An 11,044-nucleotide genomic window follows, 5' to 3' on the forward strand; every position below is an offset into this window, starting at 1 on the left:
GGTAAGGCGGGTTCTAACCCGCCTTACCACTCACGACGGTCGCCGGGGGCCGGCCGGGGAGACCCTCCGTCCGGCCCTTGACGCACCGGCCCGTCACCTCCGACCATTTCCCCGTCAGGTGCTGTTAGCGTTAACAGCGCCTCGGATCAGCGTCGACCCCGAGGACATCCATGAGCCTGCGCCGCCTCCCGGCCATCATCGCCGTCGCCGCCGCCCTGCTGAGCGCCCCCGCCGCGCAGGCCGCGACCTACCCCGACCCCGGCTACGTGACCGGGGACATCGAGGCGGTGCACGACCCGTCGATGATCCGCGCCGCGGACGGCAGCTACCTGCTCTACTCGACCGACCAGTACCTGCAGATCCGCCGCTCGACCGACCGGATCCACTTCACGAAGCTCGGCTCGGTCTGGCCGAACGGCGCCCCGTGGACCGCGCCCTTCACCGACCCGGCCAAGCCGGAGTACCTCTGGGCGCCGGACATTTCGTTCCACAACGGCAAGTACTACCTCTACTACGCGGCTTCGTCGCTCGGCTCCCGCAACTCGGCGATCTTCCTCGCCACCAGCACCACCGGCCTGCCCGGCAGCTGGACCAACCAGGGGATCGTCGTGCAGACGAGCACGAGCAACGACTACAACGCGATCGACCCGAACCTGTTCGTCGACTCCTCCGGCCGCTGGTGGCTGAGCTTCGGCTCCTGGTGGACCGGCATCAAGATGATCCGGCTCGACCCGGCGACCGGCAAGCGCAGCACCAGTGACACCGCGTTGCGGAGCATCGCCCAGCGCACCGGCAGCACGTCCGCCGAAGAAGCGCCCTACATCATCCAGCACGGCGGCTACTACTACCTGTTCGTCTCGTGGGACCTGTGCTGCCAGGGCACGAAGAGCACCTACCGCGTGATGGTCGGCCGGTCGACGTCGATCACCGGCCCGTACACCGATCGCAACGGCGTCCGGATGACCGCCGGTGGCGGCACGCAGATCCTCGCGAGCCACGGCGCGGTGCACGGCCCCGGGCACGTGGCCGTGCTGCACGACACGGACGCCGACGTGCTGATCTACCACTATTACTACTCGGACGCGACGCCGCTGACGGGCAAGCTCGGCATCAACCTCATCGGCTACGACAGCGCCGGCTGGCCCTACGTGTACTGAACTTCGTATAACGACCTATACTCCGCCGATCGGAAGTCCGACCATGCACCGGTTCCTGTCGTTCCTCCTCGCTCTGCTCGTCGCGACCGGGCTTTGCGCGGCACCGGCGTCGGCGTCGGCCGCTCCGACTCCGAGGCCGAAGCACCAGGTCACCTTCGACAAGTACTCGCTCATGCTGGACGGCCGCCGCCAGGTCGTCTGGTCCGGCGAGTTCCACCCGTTCCGGCTGCCGAGCCCGGACCTGTGGCGGGACGTCCTGCAGAAGATGAAGGCCACCGGCTACACGGCGGTCTCGATCTACTTCGACTGGAACTACCACTCGCCGGCGCCCGGGGTGTACGACTTCACCGGCGTCCGCGACATGGACCGCGTGCTCGACCTCGCCGCCGAAGCCGGGCTGTACGTCATCGCCCGGCCCGGCCCGTACATCAACGCCGAGGTGACCGGCGGCGGTTTCCCGGCGTGGCTGAGCACCCAGGCCGGCCGGGCCCGCAGCGACGCGCCGGACTACCTCGCCGCGGCCGACGAGTGGCTGTCGCGGATCGACGCGATCATCGGCCGCCACCAGTACACCGACGGCCGGGGCTCGGTGATCCTCTACCAGATCGAGAACGAGCTTTCCGCCACCGGGACCGCGCAGCGCAACTACGTCGCCCACCTCTACGACAAGGTGCGGGCCGACGGGATCACCGTCCCGGTGTTCCACAACGACAAGGGCCGCAACGGCATCTGGGTGCCGCCCGGCTCCGGGGTCCCCGGCACCGTCGAAGGCAAGGTCGACCTCTACGCGTTCGACGGCTACCCCGGCGGCATCTGCCGGACCGACGCGACCCCGGGCAACCCGAACACCGCCCCGGACTGGGGGACCTACGGGCCGGGCGGGGCGAAGGGCGGCGCGAGCGCGTCGCCGAACACGCCCGGGTTCGTCGCCGAGTTCGGCGGCGGCTGGTTCGACTACTGGGGCAGCAACGGCACCTACCCGTGCACCGCCGTGCGGCAGGGGCCGGGCTACGAGCGCGTCTTCTACGGCACCAACCTGGCGAACGGCCTGACCCTCCAGAACTTCTACATGACCTTCGGCGGCACGTCGTGGGGCGGGCTGCCGGCGCCGGTGGTCTACAGCTCCTACGACTACGGCGCGGCGATCGACGAAGGACGTCAGCTGCGGCCGAAGGCGTTGACGATGAAGGAGATCGGCGGGTTCCTCGCCACCGTCCCGGATCTGGCCAAACTGGACCGTGCCGCGCCGGTGACGCCGTCGTCGGCCGCGGTGAAGGTCTACCACAACGTCAACCCGGACACGGGCGTGCACTTCTACCTGCCGGTGCACTCGCCGTCGAACGCCACGACGGACGACGCGTTCACCTTCCCGCTGTCCACATCGGACGGTGACTACACCGTGCCGGTCCGGCTGGCCGGGCAGGATGCGAAGTACCTGGTGGCGAACTTCGACGTCGCGGGTCAGCACCTCGTGTACTCGACGTCGGAGCTGATGGCTCAGGCCGCCGGAACCGTGCTGCTGCACGGACGGCCGGGCGAGGACGGCGAGACGGTGCTGCGGTACGCGACGCGGCCGCGCGTGGACGTCCTCGCCGGGAACGTCACGACCACCTGGTCCGGCACCGACCTGCGCCTGAACTACCGCCACGACGGGCTCGCGCGCGTCCGGATCAGCGGCGGCGGCCGCCCGGCTGTCACGCTGCTGCTCGCCGACGACGCGACCGCCGACACGTTCTGGGCGGTCGGCGGCCTGCTCGTGCGCGGGCCGGACCTGGTGCGCACCGCCCAGGCCGGGTTCGTGCTGACCGGCGACACGAAGGCGCCGAGGGACCTCGAGGTGTGGGGCGCCCGCAGCCCGCTGCTGTGGTGGAACGGCGCCCCGGTGCCGATGCGGCCCACGGCGTCGGGCAGCTTGCTGGCGTTGCGGCCGCTGCCCGGCCCCGCCGACCCGCGCTTGCCGGAGCTCACCGGCTGGCGCGCGGCGCCGGGGTCCCCGGAAGCCGAACCGGGGTACGACGACTCGGCCTGGCCGGCCGCGGGCCGGACCACCACGAACAGCACCACCCCGCCGCCGGCCGGGCAGCCGGTGCTGACCGCGGACGACTACGGCTTCGGCGTCGGCGACGTCTGGTACCGCGGCCGGTTCACCGGGACGCCGGGGGAGCAGGTCAGCCTCCGCTACGGCGGCGGGGGTGCCGGGATGCTGCAGGCGTGGCTGGACGGGCAGTACCTCGGCCAGCACGTCGTGCCGTCCGCGCTGCCCGCCCCGCCGACGACCGGCACCGCGGCGTTCACCGTCCCCGAAGGCCTGCGCGGCGACGGACCGCACGTGCTCTCGGTGATGGTCCGGAACAACGGCCACAACGAGGACGGCGGCGTCAACGACGCCCACAAGGAAGGCCGGGGGCTCATCTCGTCGTCCCTGACCGGCGTGGCGTGGAAGCTCCAGGGCGGCACGGCGGACCCGGTGCGCGGCCCGCTGAACAACGGCGGTCTCGCGGGCGAACGCGCGGGCTGGCACCTGCCGGGCTTCCCGGACCGCGCCTGGACACCATCGCCGGTACCCGCCCCGGCGGCCGACCCCGGGACGACGTGGTACCGCACGACGTTCTCGCTGCGGATCCCGCGTGACCAGGACACTTCGGTGGGCCTGACGATCGGCGATCCCGCAAAGCCCCGCTCCGGCGGCCGCTACCGGGTGCTGGTGTTCCTCAACGGCTGGAACGTCGGCCAGTACATCGGGGACGTCGGGCCGCAGCACACGTTCGTGCTGCCGAACGGCACCCTCGACCCCCACGGCCGCAACACCCTGGCCTTGGCGGTGACCAGCGACGGCGGCCCGGGCAACGGCCTGGAGAAGGTCGCACTGACGGACTTGGGCACCGCCCGCGGCGGCGTCCCGGTCCGGCCGGTGCTCTCACCGGGGTGGCGGCGCTGAGAGCGCGACGATGCGGCTCGCCCTGACGACCGGCCCGCGTGGCGGCGTGGGCCGGGGTGTCCCGCCGCCACCGAGTCGGGCTGCTCGGATTCGGCGGAGTGATCCGGTCGGCGCGGCGCCGTCGGCCTGGCCTGCCCGGGTGGCGACGGGGCTTCGGCCCGGCTGGGCAAGGTCAGCCGACCGACGGCGTTGGTCCAGGCGGTGGCCAGGGTCTCTAGCTGCGCGCTGACCGCGCCGGGTCGGGCAACCCGAGTTCGGCCGCGCGCAGCATTCGCCGGCCATCCAGTCGGCCGCCGCAGCGTGGCTTGCCGAGGCACCAAACGCCTTCGGCCCGGCGAGGCAGGTTCAGCCGACCGAAGGCGTTTGGTGCCTTCGGCGCCGGGGTAGGAAGTGATCACTCGACGCTGATTTCCCCGGAAGGAGCCCCTCGATGAGCGCCCCCGACCTGTCCGCGCTGCTGCTGACCGTGAAGACCGCGGAGCCCCGTCCGGGAACGCTGCGGGTCACGGTCACGGGCGAGATCGACATGGTGACGCGCTCGCGGCTCGACGAGGAACTCGACCGCGCGGTCGCGGCGGCCCCGCGGCGGCTGGTGGTCGACCTGCTGGGCGTGGGTTTCTGCGGCGTGACGGGCGTGGCGTCGCTGGGCCGCCTGCGGAATCGCTGTGCCGATGCGGGGATCGACCTGGCGCTGAAGCCGTCCGGGGTGGTGCGGCGGGCCTTGGACCTCGCCGCGGTCGCCCCGCTGTTCCGGCTGGAAGGCCGGCCGGAGCCGCAGCTCATCGCCCGGTGACGGCCGGCCCGGTGAACGTGCGCGCCTCTTCGTCCGCGGCGGCCAGCTCGCGGTCCGCGGCCGCCGGGTCGCCCGGACCGCCGCGGCGGAGCAGCGCCTCGGCGTGCCGGCGGCGCGAAAACACCACCGCGGGCCAGTGGGCCAGCGCGAGGTTGTGCCGTACCGCGGCCCGCAGGTGCGTCACGGCCCGGTCCGGGTCGCCGGCCGTCAGGGCCGTGGTCCCGAGCGGGTGGTGGACCGAACCGAAACACGCGATGCCCAAGCTCGCCATCGCCGGCAGCTGCGCGAACGGTGCCAGCAGCTCGTGGATCCGCGCCGCCGTCGCCCGATCGTCGAGCAGGTAGGACGTTTCCGCGGCGCCGCACAGCGAAGTCAGCCAGGTGCTCGACCGCGGCAACGCACCCAGGTCCTCGCCGCACAGCCGCGCCAGCGCGCCCGCGGCCGTACGGCGGTCCCCGGCCGAGGCCGCCGCCACGGCGAGTGCCGCGTAGTACGAGTTGTCGATCGGGCTGAGCGTCGGTGAGTGCATCAGGCCGTCCAGCACCGGCACCAGCTCGCCGAGCCGGCCCTGGAACCACCGGATCGCCACCAGTTGTGCGCCGTACCAGCCGAGTGCGTCGAAGTCGCCGGCCGCCTGGCCGACCTCGGCGCAGGCCTGCGCCCCGGCTTCGGCCTCGCCGAACCGGCCGGCGCGGATGGCCAGCATGACCTTGAGCGCGTCGGCCACGAAACCCGCCGCCAGGTGCTTGCGCTCGGCCAGCAGGTCGTCGAGCTCGCCGAGCCGCCGCTCGGCGTGCCGGTCGCCGGCCAGGAACAGGTCGACGGTGTCCCACAGCACGCCCATCACCAGGTCGGTGCGCCGTCCCGTGCGGCCGCTCACCCCGACCAGCTCCGTCGCGAGGGTGTGCCGCAGCCGCGTGTGGTCCGGGCCGAGCAGGCAGTGGTGGGCCAGGCTCAGCGCCTCGGCGTGCGCGACCGGGTCGCCCGCCGCCCGCGTCCGCTCGGCCGCCGCGAGGACGCGGTCGTGCGTGCCGGCTTCGTAGTCCAGTTCGGCCGCGAGCCGGACCTGGAGCCGGTGACCGAGCGCCGATCCGGGATCGACCTGCTCCAGCGCGTGCCGCAGCCGCGTCAGCAGTGACGCCGCCGCGACGGCCGTCCGGTGCTCGTGCACCCACACCCCGCCCAGGCCGAGGGCGGCGCGGGCGAGCGCGACGGCGTCCCCGGCCCGCTCGGCCCGGGCGTAGGCGGTTTCGAAGTGTTCCCGGCCGGTCCGGAGATCGCCGTCCTCGAGCAGCGCGTGCTCGCCCGCGGCGAGGGCGTCGTCGGGGGTGGTCACCACCGCCGACGCGCGGGTGGCGAGCAGGGCCGGGTCCTGGGCGAGCACCTGGCGGTGCACCTGCGCCAGCACCGGCGACGGCTCCACCCCGGCTGCGGTGATCAAGCCGTGCCGGGCCCGGCGGAACGCTTCCAGCGCGTCACTCTGCCGACCGGCCCGGTAGAACGCCGTCATCAGCTGCGCCCACAGCCGTTCGTGGCCGGGGAACGCGGCGGTCAGCGCCTCCAGTTCGGCGATCAGCCCGGTGTCCTCGCCGGTCGCGAGGTCGGCGTCGATCCGGTCCTGGACGGCGTTGTGGCGCAGCCGGTCGAGCCGGATCCCTTCCGCGGCCAGGGTTTCCACGTCGCCGAACTCCTCGTAGGCGGCGTGGCCGCGCCACAGGGCCAGCGCGGCGGTCAGCCGTTCCCGGGCGGCGGCGGGCTCTCCGGCGGCCAGTACCCGCCGTCCGTCGGCGGCGAGCCCTTCGAACCGCGCGGCGTCGAGGGCGCCGGCCGCCAGGTGCAGGACGTATCCCGGCGGCCGGGTCACGATCGCGCCGGAACCCACCGTGCCGCGCAGCCGGGAGAGGTACGTCCGCACGGTTCGGCCGGCGTGCGCGGGCGCCTCCTCGCCCCACAGCGCGCGGCCCAGCGCGGCGACGCTGACCACCCGGCCCGCCTCCGCCGCCAGCACCGCCAGCAGGGTCCGCAGGCGCGGCCCCCCGACGTCGCGCGGCTCGCCGTCCAGCCGCACTTCGAACGGTCCCAGCACCCCGAGGTCCACCCCGCCCATGCCCGCCCCTCCGCGACGCGGGTATCCCGCGCGCTTCGGCGTACAGGAGCGGGCCGCGCCGCCCGGGATACGTCCGACGCCGAAGTAAACCTCCGTCGACGAACTGTCGACCGATTGTCGACGGGCGCTGCGAGGCTCGTCCAGCGCGGACCGGGAGGGTCCGCGGCCACCGGTTCTTCGGGAGGAAGTCCATGAAACGCATGATTCGGGGTCTCGCACCGGTTTTCGCCCTCGCGGCGACGGGGGCGGCGGTGCTGGCGGGTGCGCCGGCGGCGACCGCGGCGCCGGCGCACAGCGCAGCGGTCCTCGAGGTGAAAAGCGCCACGTGGGGCCAGCTGCACGCCGGCGACTGCGAGCAGGACAACGGCACCATGGTGATCCGGTCGGACGGCACGGGTGACTGGAGCGCGACGACGCTGACGTTCCAGACGCACTCCGGCGACGTCTGGCACTCCAGCTTCGACTTCAAGACCACGGCCGGGACGCAGCTGTTCTCGGCGGGCACGTTCGACAGCCCGCGGATGAACGACGGCAACCCGCCGCCGCGCTACTTCTGGACGAAGCACTTCACTTACGACGCGTCGCTCTTCGGCGCTGTCAACATCTTCAAGACCATTCAGCACTCGAGCTGCTGACGGCGGGGTGAGAACCGCCCTGGGTCACGATGCGCCGGGACCCAGGGCGGTGCCCGCGACGGCCCCGCCGGGGCGGGGTTCCTTGAGTTCGACGAACATCGCGTGCGACGGCGTGCCGCCGACGTTCTCGCCCGAGTGCTCCTGGGCCGCGACCCAGCGCACCGCGCCGGCGGGCAGCTCCACGCCGACCTCACGGTCGCCGGCGGAGATCCGGCGGCTGAACGCGCTCAGCGTGACCATCACCGTGTCGGGGTGCCGGTGCGGCGCGGTCCGGTCGCCGGGGACGTCCTGGTACTCCAGGACCCGCACCCGCTCGTTTTCGAAGACCACCCGGTACAGCTCGGGATTCGTTTCGGCCGGGTCACCGGTCATGGCGGCCTCCTTCGTGGGACGTGAGTACCATGATGGCATGGATGTCCCGTATGAGTCCACGGGCCGGAGCCGGCAGAAGGGGCGCACGCGGGCGGCCCTGGTCACCGCGGCGCACGAACTGCTCGCGAACGGCGTCTCACCGACGGTCGAGGACGCCGCCGAGGCGGCCGGCATCTCCCGCACCACGGCCTACCGGTACTTCCCGAACCAGCGCGCGCTGCTGCTGGCGGCGTACCCGGAGATCCAGGACGACGCGGGCCTGCTGCCCGCGGACGCGCCCGCCGACCCGGCCGCCCGCCTCGACCTGGTGATGCGGGCGTTCATCGAGTTCACGCTGCGCTGGGAGCCCCAGCTGCGCGCGCAGCTGAGGCTGTCCCTGGAGCCCGGCGCGCCGCAGCCGGTGCTGCGGCGCGGCCGGGCGATCCGCTGGATCGAGGAGGCACTGGCCCCGCTCGCGGACACGCTGGACGTTCACGCCCTCGCGGTGGCGATCCGCTCGGCGACGGGCATCGAGTCCCTGGTCTGGCTGACCGACATCGGCGGCCTCGACCGCCCCCGGGCGGCCGAGGTCCTGGCCGGTTCGGCCCGCGCGATCCTGCGCGCGGCCCTCGACCCGGCGGCTAGCTGATCGGCACCGTCGCGGTGCAGGACGCCGAGCCGTTGTCGAACGTCGCCGCCGCGGTGCCCGTGGACGTGGCCGGCACGGTGGTGGTCGTCGGCATGGCGAAGTTCGTGTTCCCGGTCGTCGGCGACGACTGCGAGTACACCGTGTGCGTCGTCGATCCGCTGCGGTACGAAATCCGCAGGGAGACCTTGCCCGCGACGTCGCCGATGTACGGCCCCGACGTGGTGTACCCGCCGACCACGCGGTAGTCGAAGCCGACCGACTCGTAGCGGAGGGTCAACCTGCCGCTGAAGTCGCCGGCGTGGCAGAGGGCCGTCCGCTGGATGGTCGCCGCCGCCTCGGCCGTGGCCGGAACCGTCGTGCCGGCCAGCAGCGCCCCCAGCGCCACCAGCCCGGCCTGTACCGCAGTCTTCATTTCTTCCTCCCGCTGGCTTCCCCGGCATCCTGCCCGGTTCCGCTTCCGTTCCGCTTCCCTTTACGCGGTGGTGCGCACCAGCAGGACCGGGCAGGCGGCGTGGTGCAGGAGGGCCTGCCCGGTGGAGCCGAGCAGCAGGCCGGGGAACCCGCCGCGGCCGCGGTCGCCGAGAACGACCAGCTGGGCGGTGGCGCTGCGCTCGACCAGTTCCTTCCGCGGGTGCGCGTGCACGACGATCTGCTCGACCGCGACGTCGCCGGTGTCGTGGGCGTCCACCCGCTCGCCGAGCAGCCGGCGCCCCGCCTCGGTCACGCACCGCGGGTCCCGGTGCGGCGGCGGGCTGTCCGCCCACGCGTGCAGCACGACCAGCGGCGCGCGGCGGGCGCGGGCTTCGGCGAGAGCGGTCGCCAGGACCCGGGCGCCGGCTTCGCTGCCGTCGACGCCGGTGACCACCGGCCGGTCGGCCGCGCCGGGTTCGTCCCAGCTGTCCCCGCGGACGACGACGGTGTCGCAGCGGGCGTGGGTGCCGACCGCCGCGGCGACCGACCCCGCGAGCAGGCTGGTGAGCCGGCCGTGCCCGGTCGACCCGACGACGAGCAGCGCGGCCGACCGCGACGCCTCGATCAGGGCTTGGGCGGCGCGGTCGGGATCGAGCCGGGTGGCCGCGCCGGGAACCCCCTGCGCGGCGGCGAGCTCCTGCGCGGTCCGCAGCGCCCGCCGCCCCCGGGCGCGCAGGGCGTCGACCATCTCTTCGGGCGGCGGCACGACCCCGCCGGTGAGCAGGGCCGGAACGTCGAGGGCGTGCACGACCTCCAGCGGAGCCGCCCGCAGCCGGGCGGTCCGCGCGGCCCAGCGGACGGCATCGAGCGACTCGGCCGACCCGTCCACCCCGGCAACGATCGGCAATCCGGCGGCGGTCACCTCCAAGACTGTAGGCCGCCCGCCCGCCCCCGGGACCGGAATTCCCCGGGCAACTGACGCACCCAGAGGGTCGGCCCGCGTACCCAGCCGGTCGGCCCGCGTACCCGGAGGGTCGGCTGGACATTCATCTCGGGTCCCATCGGGCCGACCCCTCAGGTACGCGGGCCGACCGTCCACGTACGCGAGCCGACTGTCCAGGTGCGCGAGCCGACCCTCCGGGTACGCGGGTTGTCCGGTCGCGGGGCGGGGCGGGGTCGGGCAAGATCTGCGGCGGTCGTTCCCCCTGACGAAGGAGCCCGATGGCGGTGCTGGTGGTGGCCGCGGCGGTGCTCGGCCTGCTCGTCGGGTCGTTCCTCAACGTCGTGATCCATCGCGTGCCGCGCGGCGAGTCGGTCGTCCGCCCGCCCTCGCACTGCCCGGACTGCGGGCAGACGATCAAAACCCGGCACAACGTCCCCGTCTTCGGCTGGCTCGTCCTGCGCGGCCGGTGCGCGGGCTGCGGTGCCCGGATCAGCGTCCGGTACCCGCTGGTCGAGTTCGGCACCGCCGTGCTGTTCGCGCTGCTGGCCCTGCGGCTGGACCCGCCGGACCTGCCCGCGTTCCTCTACTTCGGCGCGATCGGGATCGCCCTGGCCCTGATCGACCTCGACTGCCGCCGCCTGCCGGACGCCATCGTGCTGCCGTCGTACCCCGTCCTGCTCGTCCTGCTGACGGCGTCGGCCTGGTGGCGCGGCGACTGGTGGTCCCTGGCCCGCGCCGGGATCGGCGGCGTCGTGCTCTTCGGCTTCTACCTCGTGCTCGCCCTGGCGTACCCGGCGGGCATGGGCTTCGGTGACGTCAAGCTCGCGGGTCTCCTCGGCGGGATCCTCGCCTCCCTGTCCTGGCCGGCGCTGCTCATCGGGGCGTTCGGCGGGTTCCTGCTCGGCGCGGTCGCCGGCGTCGTCGTGCTGGCGACCGGCCGGGGCGGCCGCAAGACGGCGCTGCCGTTCGGGCCGTTCATGATCGCCGCCGCACTGCTGGCGATCTTCGCGGCCGGCCCGCTCGGCCAGGCCTACCAGCGGCTGACCGGCCTGGCCTGAGC

The 11,044-nt window shown here is 73.7% G+C and carries 10 protein-coding genes; 6 read left to right on the plus strand and 4 right to left on the minus strand.

Annotated elements, in window-relative coordinates:
- Positions 1-170 precede the first annotated feature (170 nt).
- The 3 genes from AB0M30_RS31940 (at position 171) to AB0M30_RS31950 (ending at position 4,888) form a co-directional block, all read left to right on the plus strand.
- Positions 171-1,157: an arabinan endo-1,5-alpha-L-arabinosidase gene (locus AB0M30_RS31940; RefSeq protein WP_364591332.1), complete on the plus strand. Its 987-nt coding sequence runs from the start codon at positions 171-173 to the stop codon at positions 1,155-1,157.
- A gap of 43 nt (positions 1,158-1,200) precedes the next feature.
- On the plus strand, positions 1,201-4,095 hold the full coding sequence (locus AB0M30_RS31945; RefSeq protein WP_364591335.1) for a beta-galactosidase: 2,895 nt from the start codon (positions 1,201-1,203) through the stop codon (positions 4,093-4,095).
- Positions 4,096-4,525: 430 nt separating this feature from the next.
- Complete coding sequence (locus AB0M30_RS31950) at positions 4,526-4,888, plus strand: STAS domain-containing protein (RefSeq protein WP_364591338.1); 363 nt, start codon at positions 4,526-4,528, stop codon at positions 4,886-4,888.
- Here the strand turns inward: AB0M30_RS31950 and AB0M30_RS31955 are convergent.
- Positions 4,875-6,995 carry an AfsR/SARP family transcriptional regulator gene (locus AB0M30_RS31955; RefSeq protein WP_364591341.1) on the minus strand — a complete coding sequence of 707 codons (2,121 nt, stop codon included), beginning with the start codon at positions 6,993-6,995 and terminating at the stop codon, positions 4,875-4,877. The genes AB0M30_RS31950 and AB0M30_RS31955 overlap by 14 nt on opposite strands.
- 191 nt (positions 6,996-7,186) lie before the next feature.
- Between AB0M30_RS31955 and AB0M30_RS31960 the strand changes: the two genes are divergently transcribed.
- Positions 7,187-7,630, plus strand: a complete 444-nt coding sequence (locus AB0M30_RS31960; RefSeq protein ID WP_103339131.1) for a DUF6294 family protein — start codon at positions 7,187-7,189, stop codon at positions 7,628-7,630.
- Between the two features lie 24 nt (positions 7,631-7,654).
- Here AB0M30_RS31960 and AB0M30_RS31965 read toward each other — a convergent pair whose 3' ends face one another.
- Positions 7,655-8,002 carry a cytoplasmic protein gene (locus AB0M30_RS31965; RefSeq protein WP_360186126.1) on the minus strand — a complete coding sequence of 116 codons (348 nt, stop codon included), beginning with the start codon at positions 8,000-8,002 and terminating at the stop codon, positions 7,655-7,657.
- Positions 8,003-8,039: 37 nt separating this feature from the next.
- Between AB0M30_RS31965 and AB0M30_RS31970 the strand changes: the two genes are divergently transcribed.
- Positions 8,040-8,630, plus strand: a complete 591-nt coding sequence (locus AB0M30_RS31970; protein WP_364591345.1) for a TetR/AcrR family transcriptional regulator — start codon at positions 8,040-8,042, stop codon at positions 8,628-8,630.
- Here the strand turns inward: AB0M30_RS31970 and AB0M30_RS31975 are convergent.
- Together AB0M30_RS31975 and AB0M30_RS31980 are read right to left on the minus strand one after the other, a co-directional pair.
- Positions 8,623-9,042: a hypothetical protein gene (locus AB0M30_RS31975; RefSeq protein ID WP_364591348.1), complete on the minus strand. Its 420-nt coding sequence runs from the start codon at positions 9,040-9,042 to the stop codon at positions 8,623-8,625. The two genes, AB0M30_RS31970 and AB0M30_RS31975, sit on opposite strands and share 8 nt — an antisense overlap.
- A gap of 60 nt (positions 9,043-9,102) precedes the next feature.
- Positions 9,103-9,963 (minus strand): universal stress protein, encoded by an 861-nt coding sequence (locus tag AB0M30_RS31980; protein ID WP_364591351.1) that lies wholly within the window; start codon positions 9,961-9,963, stop codon positions 9,103-9,105.
- 299 nt (positions 9,964-10,262) lie between these two features.
- On the opposite strand from AB0M30_RS31980, the gene AB0M30_RS31985 reads away from it, so the two are divergent.
- Complete coding sequence (locus tag AB0M30_RS31985; protein WP_364591354.1) at positions 10,263-11,042, plus strand: prepilin peptidase; 780 nt, start codon at positions 10,263-10,265, stop codon at positions 11,040-11,042.
- Positions 11,043-11,044 lie beyond the last annotated feature (2 nt).

It is taken from the genome of Amycolatopsis sp. NPDC051716, from assembly GCF_040681595.1.
Taxonomy (GTDB): domain Bacteria; phylum Actinomycetota; class Actinomycetes; order Mycobacteriales; family Pseudonocardiaceae; genus Amycolatopsis.